Origin of the sequence: Haloprofundus halophilus (assembly GCF_003439925.1) — an archaeon.
GTDB lineage: Archaea > Halobacteriota > Halobacteria > Halobacteriales > Haloferacaceae > Haloprofundus > Haloprofundus halophilus.
Map to the genome: position 1 here is coordinate 1,809,463 of NZ_QQRR01000001.1, position 15,637 is coordinate 1,825,099.

Consider the following 15,637-nt stretch of genomic DNA (forward strand, 5'->3'; position numbering starts at 1 on the left):
TCGTACATGACTCGCGGCTTCAGAACCCGGAGCCTCCACGCCGGGCACGCGCCGGACCCCGTGACAGGCGCGCGAGCGCCGCCCATCTACCAGACCACGTCGTACGTCTTCGACGACGCCGACCGCGCGGCCGACCTGTACGCGCTCGACGCCGAGGGCGACGTCTACTCGCGCATCTCGAACCCGACCGTCCGAATCCTCGAAGACCGTCTCGCCGACCTCGAAGGCGGCACCGGGGCCGTCGCCACCGCCTCGGGGATGGCGGCGTTCGACAGCGCGACCAGCATTCTGGCCTCCGCGGGCGACAACGTCGTCGCCAGCGCCGACGCCTACGGCGGGACGAGCGCCTACCTCTCGAAGATGGCCAGCAGACGGGGCATCGAGACCCGAACCGTCGAGACGCTCGACTACGACGCCTACGCCGAGGCAATCGACGGAGAGACTGCCTTCGTCCACGTCGAGACCATCGCCAACCCGTCGCTCGTGACCCCCGACTTCGAGCGCGTGGCCGAGATCGCCCACAACAACGGCGCGCCGCTGTTCGTCGACAACACGTTCGCGACGCCGGCGCTGTGTCGCCCGCTCGAACACGGCGCGGACATCGTCTGGGAGTCGACGACGAAGTGGCTCCACGGCTCCGGGACGACTGTCGGCGGCATCCTCGTCGACGGCGGGTCGTTCCCGTGGGCCGACCACGCGGAGAAGTACCCGGAACTCGCGGGCGAGAACCCCGCGTTCGGCGTCGACTTCTCGGAGCGCTTCGGCGACGCGGCGTTCGCCACCGCGGCGCGACAGCGCGCCGTCCGTTCGCTCGGCAACCAGCAGTCGCCGTTCGACGCCTGGCAGACCTTGCAAGGGCTCGAAACCCTCCCCCTCCGGATGGACCGCCACTGCGAGAACGCCCGCATCGTCGCCGAGTACCTCGCCGACCACGACGAGGTAGCGTGGGTGACCCATCCCGGGCTGGACTCGCATCCGACGCACGATAACGCCGCCCGCTACCTCGCGGATTTCGGCGGCATGGTCACGTTCGGTCTCGAAGGCGGCTACGAGGCGAGCAAGACGTTCTGCGAGGAGACGGAACTCGCGTCCTTCCTCGCGAACATCGGCGACGCGAAGACGCTCGTCATCCACCCCGCCTCGACGACCCACGCCCAGTTGACGGAGGAGGAACAGCGCGCGGCGGGCGTTCGCCCGGACATGCTCCGCTTCTCGGTCGGCATCGAGAACCCGGAAGATATCTTGGCGGACGTAGAGCGCAGCATCGACCGAGCGACACGTTCCGGCGGAGAAACATGACGACAGTCGACCGCGACACCGTCTCGCTGGGCGAGTTCGAGTTCGAGTGCGGCGAGTCCGTCGACGACCTGCGAATCGCCTACGAGTCGTACGGCGAGTTCACCGGCGACAACGCCGTCTTGGTCTGCCACGCGCTCACGGGGAGCCAGCACGTCGCCGACGTGGACCGGTCGGCGTGGTCGCGCGACGACGCCGGCGTCGGCGAGGCGGACGAAGCAGAAGCCGAAGGCGACACCGCCGCACAGACCGCCGGACAGGCTCGCGCGTGGTGGAACGACGTCGTCGGCCCCGGCAAAGCCATCGACACCTCCGAGTACTACGTCGTCTGCGCGAACGTCCCCGGGTCGTGTTACGGCAGTTCCGGCCCGTCGAGCGACGGTCCCGACGGCGAACCGTGGGGGACCGACTTCCCCCCCGTGACCGTCGGCGACTGGACGCGCGCGCAGCGCCGCCTGCTCGACGCGCTCGGCGTCGGCCGCCTCCACGCCGTCGTCGGCGGCAGCGTCGGCGGGATGAACGCGCTCGACTGGGCGCGGCGCTACCCCGACGACGTGACCCGACTGGTCGTCGTCGCCGCCGCCGCCCGCCTCGACCCGCAGTGCCTCGCGCTCGACGCCGTCGCCCGCCGCGCCATCACGACCGACCCCGACTGGAACGGCGGCGACTACTACGGAAAATCGGAGCCGGAGAACGGACTGGCGCTCGCGCGGCAGTTGGGCCACGTGATGTACCTCTCGAAGTCGTCGATGGCCCAGAAGTTCGGCCGGCGCTCGGCGGGCCGCGACGCCCACCGCGAGACGTTTCCGTCGGACCCCGCGGCCTCATTCTTCCCGTACCGCGACGTGGAGTCGTATCTCGACTACAACGCCGACAGCTTCGTCGACCGCTTCGACGCCAACTCCTACCTCTACCTGACGCGGGCGATGGACGACTTCGACCTCCGTGAGGGGTACGACTCGGACGCCGACGCACTGGCGGCGTTCGCGGGGGAAGCCCTGCTGCTCTCCTTCACCGCCGACTGGCACTTCACCGTCGAGCAGTCCGAGTCGCTCGCGGAGGCGTTTCGGAGTTCGGACGTTCCAGTCGCCCACCACGTCGTCGACTCCGACCACGGCCACGACGCGTTCCTCGTCGAACCGGAGAACGTCGGCCCGCCCGTCGCGGACTTCCTCGAAGACGGCGTCGAGGGTCGCGCCATCACCGATACGGCCGTCGAGAGCGACGGGGGCACTGAAACCGAGTTCGCGCCCGTCCACTCCAGTCTGTTCTCGACCTGACTCGTCCGACCGCTTCGGTCCCACACGACCGACTCTGGTCACTTCGGTCTCACACGACCGACTCGTCGGTCGTTCGCGCCGTCGCTCCCGGTAGTGTCGCCGTAGTTCTCGGCAGTTCCTGTCTCGGTCACCCCGTTTTACCCCCGTCGACTGCTAACGAACCATCATGTCCGAGGAGAACGACGACACCCCCGACGCATCCGACAGCCCCGGCTTCCGAACGCGGAGCCTCCACGCCGGGCAGGACCCCGACCCGGCGACCGGCGCGCGCGCACCGCCGCTGTACCAGACGACCTCCTACGTCTTCGACGACGCCGACGACGCCGCCGCGCAGTTCGCCCTGGAGAAGCCGGGGCACATCTACTCGCGGCTGATGAACCCGACGAACGCGATGCTGCAGGAGCGCCTCGCGTCGCTCGAAGGCGGCGTCGGCGCGGTCGCCACCTCGTCGGGGATGGCGTCGTTCGACCTCGCGACGTTCCTGCTCGCCGAAGCCGGCGACAACGTCGTCTCGTCGTCGGCGCTGTACGGCGGGACGTACACCTACCTCACCCACACCGTCGAACGCCGCGGCATCTCGACGCGGTTCGTCGACGCGCTCGACTACGACGCCTACGCGGAGGCCATCGACGAAAACACAGCGTACGTCCACCTCGAAACCATCGGCAATCCGGCGCTCGTGACGCCCGACATCGAACGCATCGCCGACATCGCCCACGAGAACGGCGCACCGCTGTTCGTCGACAACACGTTTGCCACTCCCGCGCTGTGCCGTCCGCTCGAACACGGCGCGGACCTCGTCTGGGAGTCGACGACGAAGTGGATTACCGGCGCGGGCACGACAGTCGGCGGCGCGCTCGTCGACGGCGGGTCGTTCCCGTGGGCGGAGTACGCGGAGAAGTACGCCGAAATCGCCACCGACAATCCGGCGTACCACGGCGTCAACTTCGCCGAGCGCTTCGGCGACGCCGCGTTCACGTACGCCGCCATCGCCCGCGGTCTGCGGGATTTGGGCAACCAGCAGTCGCCGTTCGACGCCTGGCAGACGCTCGAAAAACTGGAGACCCTACCCCTGCGAATGGAGCGCCACTGCGAGAACGCCCAAATCGTCGCCGAGTATCTCGACGACCACGCGGCCGTCGAGTGGGTGAACTACCCCGGACTCGAATCGCACGAGACGCACGCGGAGGCCTCGGAGTATCTGGAGGGCGGCTACGGCGGGATGATTACGTTCGGCCTCTCGGAAGGGTACGACGCCGCCCGCGCGACGGTCGAGAGCGTCGAACTCGCCTCGTTGCTGGCGAACGTCGGCGACGCGAAGACGCTGGTCATCCACCCCGCGTCGACGACCCACCAGCAACTCACCGCGGAGGAGCAGGAGGCGGCGGGCGTCACCGACGACATGGTTCGGCTCTCCGTCGGCATCGAAGACCCCGAGGACATCCTCGCCGACTTGGACCAAGCCATCGAGGCGGCGACGAACTGAGCTTACTCCTCGGGCCGCAGCATGCTCCGTCCCTCGAACACCTTCCCCAGTCGATACATCGAGGCGACGATGGTGTCGCAGGCGGGCCGGACCGCCTTCTTCGGGAGGAATCCGACCGAGAACCCGGCGACTTCGAGCATCGGGAGGTCGTTCGCGCCGTCGCCGACGGCGACGGTCTGGCTCATCTCGACGTCCAACTCGTCGGCGAGGCGTTCGAGTTCGCGGTCCTTCGTCCCCTCGATGAGCGGGCCTTCCGCCTCGCCGGTCAGTCGCCCGCCCTTCACGGGGAGGCGGTTGGCGACGATGGTGTCCACGTCGACCCCCTCCGCTTCCAGTGCAGTTTCGACGCCGCGCTCGAACCCGCCGGTGAGGATAGCGGTGTGGTGGCCGTAGTCGTTGAGCCGTCTGATGAGTTTCGCCGCGCCGGGTCGGAGTTTCACCTCGTCGTACGCCTCCTGCGCGCGTTCCTCCTCCAGTCCTTCGAGGAGCGCCGCGCGGTCGTAGAGGCTCTCCGCGTAGCTGAGTTCGTCGTTCATCGCCCGCTCGGTGATGTCAGCCATCTCGTCGGCAACACCCTTCCGCTTGCCGAGCAGCACCGTCATCTCCGAGTCCGAGAGCGTTCCGTCGAAGTCGAACGCGACGAGTTTCATGCCGAGTGAGAGGGGGGCCGCGGGTTTGAAACCACCCGAAACGGCACGTTTCGCGCCCCTACCCCTCACCGGGTCGCTATCGAGGGAGACGAGCCGAACGCGGACGACTGGGTCGTTTCCCGATTATCGCCGTCGCGCTCGCCGACCGGTCCCGCCGAAGCGATGCACGTCACCGAATCCTTCGTGCAATCCGACGCGCCAGATTGGACACAAACGTGCATATCGAGCGACTTGTATCACCCCTCGCCAAGCATGCCTGTGAAGAAACCCTTAACCGCTATCCGAAGAAGCGTAGAGCCATGAAGGTGCTGGTCACCGACCCTATCGCGGACGCCGGCTTGGAACGACTCCGCGAGGCGGGTCACGAAGTCGAAACCGCCTACGACGTAGCGGGCGAAGAACTGCTCTCGGCCGTCGCCGACGCCAACGCGCTCGTGGTTCGCTCCGGAACCGACGTGAACGAGGCCGTCTTCGACGCGGCCCCCGACCTCGTCATCGTCGGCCGCGCCGGCATCGGCGTCGACAACATCGACATCGACGCCGCCACCGACCACGGCGTCATCGTCGCCAACGCGCCGGAGGGGAACGTCCGCGCCGCCGCCGAGCACACCGTCGCCATGGCGTTCGCCGCCGCGCGCTCGATTCCGCAGGCGCACGTCCGCCTGAAGGCCGGCGAGTGGGCCAAGAGCGACTACCTCGGCACCGAGATCAACGGTAAGACCCTCGGAATCGTCGGCTTCGGTCGCGTCGGCCAGGAAGTCGCCAAACGCCTCGGCAACCTCGGTACGGACCTCGTCGTCTACGACCCCTACATCTCTGAAGAGCGCGCCGACCAGTTCGGCGCGGAGCTCGTCGACGAACTCGACGCCTGTCTCGCCCGCGCCGACTTCCTGACGATTCACACCCCGCTCCTGCCCGAGACGCGCGGGATGATAAGCGAGGACGAACTCGACACGTTCGGCCACGGCTACATCGTCAACTGCGCGCGCGGCGGCATCATCGACGAGGACGCGCTCGCGGCGGCCGTCGAAGACGGCACCGTCGCCGGCGCGGCGCTCGACGTGTTCGAGGAGGAACCGCTCGCGGAGGACTCGCCGCTACTCGGCGTCGACGACATCATCGTCACGCCGCACCTCGGCGCATCGACCGAAGCGGCCCAGGAGAGCGTCGCCGTCGACACCGCCGAACAGGTGCTCGCGGCGTTCGCGGAGGAGCCCGTTCTCAACGCACTGAACGCGCCATCGGTCGACGAGAAGGCGTTCCCGCGCATCAAGCCGTACATCGGCCTCGCGGAGACGGCCGGCAAGATCGCCGCGCAGGTGTTTGGCGAGCGCGTCTCCGAGATCGAGGTCGCCTACGACGGCGACATCGCCGCCGAGGACGTCGAACTCGTCACCGCGAGCGGCCTGAAAGGCGTCTTCGAGCCGCTGGAGTGGCAGGTCAACGCGGTCAACGCGCCGCACCTCGCCGAGGAGCGCGGCATCGACGTCACCGAGAGCAAGAGCAGGCAGAGCGAGGACTTCCAGAGCCTCGTCACCGTCACCGTCGGCGACGGCGAGGAGACGCTCTCCGTGAGCGGAACCCTCTTCGCCGGCGAGGAGCCGCGAATCGTCCGCATCGACGGCTACCGCGTCGACGCCGTCCCGCACGGTCACATGCTCGTCGCGCGCAACTACGACAAACCGGGCGTCATCGGCCTCATCGGCACCGTTCTCGGCGACCACGACGTGAACATCGCGGGGATGTTCAACGCCCGCGAGACTCGCGGTGGCGAGGCGCTCACCGTCTACAACCTCGACTCGGCGGTTCCCGAGGAAGCCGCCGAAGCGCTTCTGGCCGACGACCGTATCATCGGCGTCCGCACCATCGTCCTCAACGGCGACGCCGAGGCGCGACGACTCGACATCGCCGCCGAGTAATCGAGGTCCGAGCAGCCGGCGGTTAGAGTCGTGTAGTCGGCGGTTAGGGTCGTCCAGCCGGCGGTCAGAGCCGTGTAGTCGACGGCTACAGCCCGAGCAGCCGACGGATGGGATGTTCGTCCCGACGGCGGTGTCCCCGGTTCTCGTCGCTCCGAGTTCGCTGTTCTCGCAACAGCTCTTCGTAGTGGTCGATGACGGCCTGTCGCTCCGATTCGAGGTGCTCGACTTCCGCTTCTAGCTGTCGGATACGCGCTCGGAGCGCTTCGAGCTGCTGTCGGTCCGCCGTCGCTCCGGACGGCAGCCGGCCGTTCGAGCCGCTCGCGTCTCCGCGTGACGACTGCGGCGGCCGTCGGACGTCGAAGCCGCCGTCGGATCTCGGCAGTCGTCTCGGCCGCCGAGTCGACGCACGGTCTGGATACGTTCGGGAGGTCGGTTCGCTGACGGTGCCAGTTGGGAGGTCGGAGAGCGACACACGTTCGGATATGTCATTGAGTACCAAAAGTCTGCGTCAGACCACTGTCACACTCCTTCACGAAAAAGAAACTCTTGGCTTCGTTGGAGTGTCAGCGGGGACCGCCGACCGTTCAGGGCCAGAACAGTTTCCGGAGGAGGTTGTCGTTCTTCTTCGGCAAGAGGCTCCCCTGCTGCTTCGGAAGCAGGTTCCTGTCGTCGTTCCGGTCTCGGAGCGGTTTTCGACTCCGTCGCTGCGTTCGGTTTCGCGCCCAGGTGTCGCGTTTCGAGCGGCCTCCGCGTCGTTCCTCGCGCGATTGGACGTCGACGAAACCCCGCTCGGAGCCGAGGCGGTCGAGTTCGGATTCGAGTCTCCGGATGCGCGTTTCGACCGCCCCGAGACGGTCTAGCAGGCTCGTCGACTCGTCGACGAGCGGTGTCGACGACTGCGACGACGACTGCGACGACTGCAGTGACGACTCCGACGATTGCGACGAGGCGAGCGACGACTCCGACGCTTGCGGCGACTGCGGCGACGACTCCGACGCTTGCGGCGACTGCGGCGACGACGAGACTGCGACCGTCGAGCGCGCGTCCTCGTGGGAGTCGGCAGTGTCCGTCGGCGTACCCGAGTCGACGACGTCGACTGACCGCGCGGTTCGCTGTGGCAGACGACCCTGCTCCGTCTCGCGCCGCCGCTCGGCGGTTCGTTCCTGTCGTTCCCCGGCCGGATACGTCCGGCTGTTCGGTCTGCTCACGGTACCCGTCGGAAAGCCCGATAGCGGCATAGACGCTCGTAGGTAGTGCAGTTGGGAAAAACCCGTGTCAGACAATGGTCATACTCACACAGGAACGCAAGAGTGTTCGGTCTGCTGGGTCGTCAGCGACCGAACCGACCCTTCAGTTTGGAGAGAACTCCGCCGTTTCGACCTTCGAGGTGACGGAGCACCGCGTCGGTGTCGTTGGGAACGGGTTCGGGGTCGTCGCCCGCCTCGAACGCGGCGTCGGGGTCTTTCAGGAGGTGGCCCGTCGTGAGGCAGACGACGTCCTCGTCGGCGTCGACGACACCTCGATTCCGAAGCTTCTGGAGGCCGGCGACGGAGGCCGCCGAGGCGGGTTCGACGCCGATACCCTCCCGTGCGAGCGCGCGCTGTGCCGACGTGATGGCCTCGTCGGAGACCGACACCGCGGTACCGCCCGTCTCGCGGATGCCCGGCAGCGCCTTCGGCGCGTTGACCGGGTTGCCGATGCGAATCGCGGTGGCTTTGGTCTCCACCTCGTCCCACCGCCGGACCTCGTCGGCGTCGTTCTCGACGGCTTCGACCATCGGTGCCGCGCCCTCGGCCTGGACGCCGGTGAGCTTCGGCACGTCGCGCGGGTGCAGCGCGCCGCTGGCGACGAGTTCGCGGAACGCCTTGTACAGCGCGGCGGTGTTGCCCGCGTTGCCGACCGGGAGGACGATTCTGTCGGGGTATCGCCCCTCGTCGGCGTAGAATCGTTCCAGAATTTCGAGGCCGATAGTCTTCTGTCCCTCCAGTCGGAAGGGGTTCAGCGAGTTCAAGAGGTAGGCTTCCCCGCGGGCGGCGAGCTCCTGGACGATGTCGAGGCAGCTGTCGAAGTTGCCGTCGACTTCGAGGATTCGCGCGCCGTGGAGGCTCGCCTGTGCGATTTTGCCGGCGGCGACCTTCCCCGAGGGGAGCAGTACGAGCGTCTCCAGACCGGCGCGAGCGCCGTACGCGGCGAGCGCGGCGCTCGTGTTTCCGGTGGAGGCGCAGGCGAGGCGGTCGACGCCCAGTTCCTCGGCGACGCGGACGCCGACGGTCATCCCTCGGTCTTTGAAACTCCCGGTCGGGTTCATCCCCTCGTGTTTGATGCGGAGGCGGTGGACGCCGACCGACTCCTCCAGTCGGGGCACCTCGTGAAGCGGCGTGTCGCCTTCGGGGAGACTCACCCCCTCCTCGAACGGGAGCGCAGCGTTGTAGCGCCAGACGCCGCGCTGGTCGTCGTCGAACTCGTCCCACGTCGGCAGGTCGTCGTAGCGGACCTCCAGCAGGCCGTCGCAGTCGTCGCACGTGTAACGAACCGTCTCGAACGGCGCGAACGCCTCGCCGCACTCGATGCACTCCAGCCAGATTCCGTCGTCGGCCACCTCGGGGGCCGTCTGCGACTGTCGTGAGAGCTTCAGACTCATCGGTATGGCCTGAACGCCCGGGAGGGAAAAGTCCGCAGGTTCGGGGGAATGCTGCCGAGCGGGTCGGCGTCGGTCGTCGACGCCGGCCGTCTCGCGGGAGGTGCGGCCGGCGCGAGCGTCGGCGCTACTCGCCGCCGAACTCGTCGATGCGCTCGTGGACGAGTTCGGCCCACTCGTCGAGCGCGTCGTGCAGCATCGTCTTCGCCTCCGGCAGCGGCGTCGCGGTGTACTGGTAGACGTAGCCGCCGGGGTCGAGCAGTCGGCGCTGTCGCTCGGCGAGGCCCTTCTCCAGAAGCGTCATCAGGGAGCGGTTGACGTTGCTCCTGTCTCGGTCGAGCTCCTCGGCGAGTTCGGCGACGGTGCTTCCCGGATACTCCAACAAGACGAGATACGTTCGGCTCTCGTGTTCTTGAACCCCGAAGACGCACGCGAGAACCTGCCCGAAACCGGGGTCGTCGGTCCGGACGAGGTCTTCCATCTCGGGTGTGTCGGTCATACTCGATGTATGCGGCGTCGCTGATTAAAGCCCTCCGTTACTGTCACTCTGCGTCCACGCGCCCGTATCCCATCTTCTCGATGCACGCGAGCATCTCCGACTCCTCCTCGTGTTTGTGTAGCGTCGTCGGCGTGTCGCAGTAGTACGTCGCGCCGTCGTGCCGGAGCGTCACGTCGTGGTCGCTCCCGAACATCTGCGTCGTGATGACGACACGACGACCGTCTCGCAGCGCGCTCAGAATCTCGTCTGTACTCAGTTCGCCCGCCTCTGCCCGGAGCGGTCCTGCCATCGTCCGTACGATAGAGAGCGACCGCTATGACTGTTTTCGCTCGGGGAAGAGTGCGATGGCGTCTTCGACGGTTCTCCTCGCGCCCGCCGACGGTTCAGTGTGGACGAGGCTCGCACTAGTTCGTCGTCTCCTCGCGCCCGCCGACGATTCGGTGCGAGATGAACTCGCACTAGTTCGTCGTCGAGCGCGTCGTCCCCCTCGGTTCAGGCGGTTCGACGCCGTCGACGGCTTCAGCCGTCTCCGTCTCCTTTTCGGTGTCGACGTGCCAGCGGTCGATGCTGTCTTCGTACTCGCCGAGACGCTCGGACACCTGTCGTTTCAACTCGTCGTCGTTGACGTTCACCTCGAAGATGAACTGCTCGCTGTCGCCGCGGGTCGTCTTCTGGATGTTCGCGCTGACGAGTTCGTTGTCGAAGTAGTACGGCGCGAGCTGGGTCATCACCTTCTGGTAGACGGTGCTCTCGACGGCGCGAACCGCCTTCCTGCTGGCGGAGTCCGCCGCCCGCGCGACGTAGCCGATGGAGTCCTGCCAGCGCTCCATCGCGCCCTCGTTGTCGCCCTGCTCGACTCTCTCGTAGGACTCGGACAGCTTCTCGCCGGCCGTACGAAGGTCGTCGTCCGGATTCTTCCCGGCTTTCTCACCTTTGCCCTCGCCGACGCTCGCCTGTTCGGCCGTCTTCTCGTTTACGTCCTCGGCGAGTCGTTCGTGGACCTTCGGACGCCACTCGTCCCACTCCTCGAACGCGTCGCCCGACGCTCCCACATCGTGGAGGGCGCGAGTGATGCGTTCGCCGTGTTCGACGATTTCGCCCCACGAGCCGTGAAGCTTGAACCCTGATATACTCTCTTCCATCGCCTGCCAGTGGGTACGTCGCCCGACACTAATAAGCGTCTCCCGGTGAGCACCGTTCGCACTCACCGAGCGCCGGTTCGCCGCTACCGTTCGCCGTACGCGAGTCTCGTCGCGAGCTCGTCGAGGCGACGCCGCGTTCCCTCGAACCACGCCGACGGCGAGGCGCGACGGAGTTGGTCGTCGTCGAGTTCGATTCGCGCGCCCGAAAACGGGGTCCGACTCTCTCCGTCCGCTTCGTCACGTCCCTCCGTCGTCAGCGACACGACGGAGCTCATCGAGCAGCGGCCGCACGCCTCGGTTCGTTTTCCTCCCATGTGTCTCTCTCGCACGGTCGTTGGGGACAACGCGGATTAAAGCTTCTCCCGCGCTCCCGACGCGTTTTTGTCGCCGTGCTGTCTGTCTCCGGTATGAGTTACCGTCTCGTGGACTCGGACGCGGTCGACCCGACCCCCGACCGTCCCTGTGAACTCCGGCGACTCACCGACGCCGCCGGACTCGAACAGATGGCCGTCAATCGGTTCCGCGCGGAACCGGGCGAGCAGATTCCGCTGATGTATCACTCCCACGAGAGACAGGAGGAGGCGTTCTTCGTCCTCTCGGGGACGCTGTTCGTCGAGACGCCCGAGGAGACGTTCGAGGTGGACGAGGGCTGTCTGTTCGCCGTCTCGCCGGGCGACCCACAGCGTGCGCACAACCCCGAGGACGCCGACGCACCCGTCGACGTACTCGCCATCGGTGCACCCAAGGTCAGCGGCGACGCGACTGCGTACGACCCATGAGCGACGCGAGTGAGGGCGCCGGTCGAGACGCCGAGGAGCCGCTCTACCCGGACATCCCCGACTGGGAGGACGAGTACCTCGACCGGGTGAGCGACCGCATCATGTTCAACTACGACCTCGAGAGGGACCGGACCGTCCACGGGCGGGCGTTCGACCTGTTCGGGAGGATGCGCGTCGAGAGCCAGAAGCACTTCTTCCACCCGTCGCTCAACTACGCGAACCACGCCTCCGAGGAGTATCTGTTCGCCCAGCGTCGCTCGGGCGTCTCGGTCGCCGACCTCGAGGCGGTCGTCTCGCTGGGTCACGAACTCGCCGACGACCCGCAGTGGCTCGTCGCCGACGAGGAACACTACGGCACCGACTTCACGTTCGTCCTCGTCGTCCCCGAGATACCCGACGACGTCCGCGAGTTCGTCGCCGGCCACAGTAGCCGGACGCTCATCAAGTACGGCTACTACGGCCACTACGAGACGAATCTGGTCGTCGTCGCCCCCGAGGACGAAGCGGTCGTCGCCAGCGAGAACGCCGACGTCGCCCGCGCGTTCGCGCTCTGGAGCGACGTCGACCCGACCGAGAGAGAGGGCCTGCTCTCCCGACTGTTCGGTCGGCTTCGCTGACGCGACGGCCGCCCTCTTCTCGTCGAAACTCGGTATCGTCGCTGGCTGCGGTGAAAAACGGAAAGAAACCGGTCGCGTTCAGTTCAGTCGTCGCCGGGCGTGAACTCGCCGGAACCGGGCTCCTCGCGGACTCTCTGGATGTTCTCGTACCCCAACTTCACCAGCGAGAGCGCCAGGTAGATGAGGGTGAGTGCGATGGCGATCTGCGCCACCCCGGCGAGAATCTCGAAGATGCTCGCGGAGGCCATCCACTCCGAGTCGAGGAACTTCGCGTAGAGGTTGTCGTGGATCGCGATCCACGTCAGGCCGATCACCGTGATGGTGACCATGAGCACCATCGGGCCGCCGGTGCTCACGAGCTGTTTGGAGTCGCTCCAGTTCGCCAGCCAGACCGTCCCCGTCAGGAGCGCCAGCGCGGCGAGCAGCTGGTTCGCGCCGCCGAACAGCGCCCACAGCGTCTCCCACGACCCGCTCGCGATGAGGATGTACGCCGGAAGCGTCTGGACGAGCGCGTTGCCGTACCGGTCGGCTGCGAACGACTGCACCGACGTCTCGGGCGTGTCGACGATCTCCTCCATCATGTACCGACCGAGCCTGACGGCCGTGTCCGTCGACGTGAGCAGGAAGCTCACGAGCACGAGCGCCATGAACGGGCCGCCGAAGCTCGTCGGGATACCGAAGCTCGTGAGCATGATGCCGCCGCCAGTCGCGAACGTCGGGAGTGCGAGACCGATACCGCTGCCCACGTCGGGCGAGACGATTGCGACCGCCGACAGCGCGACGACGGCCAGCAGCCCTTCGCCGAGCATCCCGCCGTAGCCGATGAGGCGGGCGTCGGACTCCTTGTTCAGCTGCTTCGAGGTCGTCCCCGAGGAGACGAGCGAGTGGAAGCCGCTGATGGTCCCGCAGGCGATGGTGATGAACAGCAGCGGGAACAGCGGCAGGCCGCCGCGGCCGATAAAGCCGTAGTACGGTTCGAGGTTCGTCACGAGCGGTTCGCTCGCGCCGAAGAACGTGCCGACGATGATGGCGAGCAGCGCGCCGCCGACGCCGGTGTACAGCAGGAACGACGAGAGGTAGTCGCGCGGTTGCAGGAGCACCCACACCGGAAGCGCGCTGGCGATTGCGCCGTAGACGAGGACGACCGGAATCCACGCGGCGGTGTTCGCGCCGAACGCCTCCGCGGCCGGGAGCCACGCCCCCTCCATCGAGAGCAGGACGATGGTACCCGCGGGGTAATCGCCCGGGAGCAGCGCGATGGGGTACAGGATACCCACGTAGACGCCGACGAACATCGCGACGACGAACGCCGCGGTCCCGGCGAGGAACGGCAAGTTCAACTGGTACAGGTAGACGCCGAACAGCACCGCGAGCCCGATGTAGATCAGGCTCGCCGTCGCCGCCTGCGGGAAGGCGTTGAACACGATCGCCACGACGAGCGCGAACACCGCGACGACGAGGATTATCGTGAGGAACGCGAACCACAGCAGCATGTTCTTGCCCCGTTGGCCGACGTACTCGCCGACGATGTACCCGATGGACTTCCCGTCGTGTCGGAGACTCGCCGACAGCGAGACGAAGTCGTGGGTCGCGCCCATCAGGGGGTTGCCGATGGCAATCCACAGGAGCGCGGGCACCCAGCCCCACACCACGCCGGCCGTGATGGGGCCGACGATGGGTGCGCCGCCCGCGATACTCGAATAGTGATGCCCCAAGAGCACCGGCTTCTTCGCCGGGACGTACTCCTGTCCGTCTTCGTACTTGTGCGCCGGTGTCGTGTTGGCGTCGTCGAGTTCGACGAACCGCGCGAGATACCGCGAGTACCCGAAGTACCCCACGCTGAACAGTACGAGCACCGTCGCCACCAGCCAGATGATTTGCACCATGTTACGCTACCACATCGTGGATGTGTGTATACCACATATAAACGTTAGCTTCCAGTACGGACGCTGCCGTACGCGATAGACGTTGTATTCCGCGTTTTCTCTCTTTGAGTCCACAACCAGTCAGTGCGGATGTGTGAAATTTCTACTAATATTTAGCGACTCTCCGGTCATTTAACAGGTTCTCGATGCACCTCGACGTCCATCTCGGCGGCCACCTCGGTCAGCAGGTCGCCTTTCACCTCCGCGACGCGCGTCACGATCTCGGCGACGACCGGTTTGTCGAACTCCTCGCGCAGCGTCTTCAGACGCTCGCGCTCGGTCCGGACCCTGTCGCGCAGGAAGCGCGCTCCTCGACCGTTCTCGTCGTCGTCGGGCTCGGGTGTGAGTTTGTTGACGACGAGGCCGCGCACGTCGAGCGTCGCGTCGTCGAGCGACCCGATCGCCCGTTCCGTCTCCCGAATCGACAGCTCGTCGGGGTTGACGACGAGGAAGAAGGCGGCCTCCTCGCGGAGCAACTCCCCCGCGAGCGCAAAGCGGTCGCGGCGCTCCTCCAACTGCGCGATGACGGGGTCGCCCTCGCGCATCCGTCGCGGCTCTCTCCCGCCGATGGCCGCCCGCTCGAACAGACGGACGCTCTGTTTCCGCTTGGCGAGCAGGCGCTCGGCCCACCCCTCCAGAAACTCCGGTAGCGACAGCAACCGGAGCGTCCCCCCGGTCGGCGAGGTGTCGAAGACGACGCGGTCGTACTCGTCGCTCTCGCGCATCACGTCGACGAAGCGGTCGAACAGCGCCGCCTCGTACGCGCCGGGCGTCTGGTGGGCCATCTCGACCTGGCGGTCTATCTCGTTGACCATCGCCGGACTCACCTGCGTCGACAGCGACCGCTTGATACCCTGGAGGTGGCGACTCACCTCCTCCTCGGGGTCGAGTTCCATCGCGTCGAGGCCGGAGACGCCGTCGACCGGTTTCGGCGTGTCGTCGAACTGCTGGTCGAAGACGTCCGACGTCGAGTGCGCCGGGTCCGTCGAGACGACGAGCGTCCGAAGCCCCGCGTTCGCACACTTGTAGGCGTACGCGCTCGACACCGTCGTCTTGCCCACGCCCCCCTTGCCGCCGAAGAAGACGAACTTCCGCATCGTCAGAAGTGGTACTGCTGGCCTTTGCGTTCGAGCAGCGACCCGCGGTCCCACATCCGTCGCTCCCACGCCTCGAACTCGTCTTCGAGATAGGGGAGCAGTTCGGCGGTGTAGTAGGAGACGGGCGACGGGATGCCGAACGCGTCGGGGAAACAGGCGAGCATGAACGCATCCTCGACGTCTTCGGCCTCGTTCTCTATCTTCTCGTACGCCGGGTGGCTTATCATCCCGTGGTAGAGTCCTCGAAGCCACTCCTCGGCGATGTCGCGGAAGGCCGCGATGCGCTCTGCGAGTGTCATACGTTCACGT

Annotated in this window: 17 protein-coding genes; 6 read left to right on the top strand and 11 right to left on the bottom strand. The window is 66.8% G+C overall.

What is annotated here, in order from left to right; genetic code table 11:
• The first annotated feature begins 6 nt into the window (after nt 1–6).
• The 3 genes from DV709_RS09110 to DV709_RS09120 all read left to right on the top strand — a co-directional run bounded on the left by DV709_RS09110 (nt 7) and on the right by DV709_RS09120 (nt 4,062).
• Complete coding sequence (locus DV709_RS09110; RefSeq protein ID WP_117593836.1) at nt 7–1,299, top strand: O-acetylhomoserine aminocarboxypropyltransferase/cysteine synthase family protein; 1,293 nt, start codon at nt 7–9, stop codon at nt 1,297–1,299.
• Entirely contained in the window at nt 1,296–2,576 is a 1,281-nt protein-coding gene (gene metX, locus DV709_RS09115; protein ID WP_117593838.1) for a homoserine O-acetyltransferase MetX, read from the top strand. The genes DV709_RS09110 and metX overlap by 4 nt, the downstream gene beginning before the upstream one ends.
• Before the next feature lie 166 nt (nt 2,577–2,742).
• Complete coding sequence (locus DV709_RS09120) at nt 2,743–4,062, top strand: O-acetylhomoserine aminocarboxypropyltransferase/cysteine synthase family protein (protein ID WP_117593840.1); 1,320 nt, start codon at nt 2,743–2,745, stop codon at nt 4,060–4,062.
• Nucleotides 4,063–4,064: 2 nt separating this feature from the next.
• Here DV709_RS09120 and serB read toward each other — a convergent pair whose 3' ends face one another.
• Complete coding sequence (gene serB, locus DV709_RS09125) at nt 4,065–4,712, bottom strand: phosphoserine phosphatase SerB (protein ID WP_117593842.1); 648 nt, start codon at nt 4,710–4,712, stop codon at nt 4,065–4,067.
• Nucleotides 4,713–5,011: 299 nt separating this feature from the next.
• Here serB and serA point away from each other — a divergent pair, with 299 nt between their 5' ends.
• A complete protein-coding gene (gene serA / locus DV709_RS09130; protein ID WP_117593844.1) occupies nt 5,012–6,631 on the top strand; it encodes a phosphoglycerate dehydrogenase in 1,620 nt (539 codons plus the stop codon).
• A gap of 85 nt (nt 6,632–6,716) precedes the next feature.
• Here the strand turns inward: serA and DV709_RS09135 are convergent, their stop codons facing one another.
• From DV709_RS09135 to DV709_RS09165, 7 genes are all read right to left on the bottom strand, one after another.
• On the bottom strand, nt 6,717–7,103 hold the full coding sequence (locus tag DV709_RS09135; RefSeq protein WP_117593846.1) for a hypothetical protein: 387 nt from the start codon (nt 7,101–7,103) through the stop codon (nt 6,717–6,719).
• A gap of 112 nt (nt 7,104–7,215) precedes the next feature.
• Nucleotides 7,216–7,839, bottom strand: coding sequence for a hypothetical protein (locus tag DV709_RS09140; RefSeq protein ID WP_157972694.1), 624 nt, complete (start codon nt 7,837–7,839; stop codon nt 7,216–7,218).
• Between the two features lie 122 nt (nt 7,840–7,961).
• On the bottom strand, nt 7,962–9,272 hold the full coding sequence (gene thrC, locus DV709_RS09145; protein WP_117593850.1) for a threonine synthase: 1,311 nt from the start codon (nt 9,270–9,272) through the stop codon (nt 7,962–7,964).
• Nucleotides 9,273–9,396: 124 nt separating this feature from the next.
• Nucleotides 9,397–9,768: a helix-turn-helix domain-containing protein gene (locus DV709_RS09150; protein ID WP_117593852.1), complete on the bottom strand. Its 372-nt coding sequence runs from the start codon at nt 9,766–9,768 to the stop codon at nt 9,397–9,399.
• A gap of 43 nt (nt 9,769–9,811) precedes the next feature.
• Nucleotides 9,812–10,057 carry a hypothetical protein gene (locus DV709_RS09155; RefSeq protein WP_117593854.1) on the bottom strand — a complete coding sequence of 82 codons (246 nt, stop codon included), beginning with the start codon at nt 10,055–10,057 and terminating at the stop codon, nt 9,812–9,814.
• 169 nt (nt 10,058–10,226) lie between these two features.
• Nucleotides 10,227–10,910: a DUF5828 family protein gene (locus DV709_RS09160; RefSeq protein ID WP_117593856.1), complete on the bottom strand. Its 684-nt coding sequence runs from the start codon at nt 10,908–10,910 to the stop codon at nt 10,227–10,229.
• A gap of 83 nt (nt 10,911–10,993) precedes the next feature.
• Nucleotides 10,994–11,224 carry a hypothetical protein gene (locus DV709_RS09165; RefSeq protein WP_117593858.1) on the bottom strand — a complete coding sequence of 77 codons (231 nt, stop codon included), beginning with the start codon at nt 11,222–11,224 and terminating at the stop codon, nt 10,994–10,996.
• 93 nt (nt 11,225–11,317) lie between these two features.
• Between DV709_RS09165 and DV709_RS09170 the strand changes: the two genes are divergently transcribed.
• Together DV709_RS09170 and DV709_RS09175 are read left to right on the top strand one after the other, a co-directional pair.
• Entirely contained in the window at nt 11,318–11,689 is a 372-nt protein-coding gene (locus tag DV709_RS09170) for a cupin domain-containing protein (RefSeq protein WP_117593860.1), read from the top strand.
• Entirely contained in the window at nt 11,686–12,306 is a 621-nt protein-coding gene (locus DV709_RS09175; RefSeq protein WP_117593862.1) for a hypothetical protein, read from the top strand. The genes DV709_RS09170 and DV709_RS09175 overlap by 4 nt, the downstream gene beginning before the upstream one ends.
• 83 nt (nt 12,307–12,389) lie before the next feature.
• Here DV709_RS09175 and DV709_RS09180 read toward each other — a convergent pair whose 3' ends face one another.
• The 3 genes from DV709_RS09180 to DV709_RS09190 form a co-directional block, all read right to left on the bottom strand.
• Nucleotides 12,390–14,192, bottom strand: coding sequence for a carbon starvation CstA family protein (locus tag DV709_RS09180; protein WP_117593864.1), 1,803 nt, complete (start codon nt 14,190–14,192; stop codon nt 12,390–12,392).
• A gap of 167 nt (nt 14,193–14,359) precedes the next feature.
• Nucleotides 14,360–15,328: an ArsA family ATPase gene (locus DV709_RS09185; RefSeq protein ID WP_117593866.1), complete on the bottom strand. Its 969-nt coding sequence runs from the start codon at nt 15,326–15,328 to the stop codon at nt 14,360–14,362.
• Between the two features lie 2 nt (nt 15,329–15,330).
• On the bottom strand, nt 15,331–15,627 hold the full coding sequence (locus tag DV709_RS09190; RefSeq protein WP_117593868.1) for a hypothetical protein: 297 nt from the start codon (nt 15,625–15,627) through the stop codon (nt 15,331–15,333).
• Nucleotides 15,628–15,637: the final 10 nt, after the last annotated feature.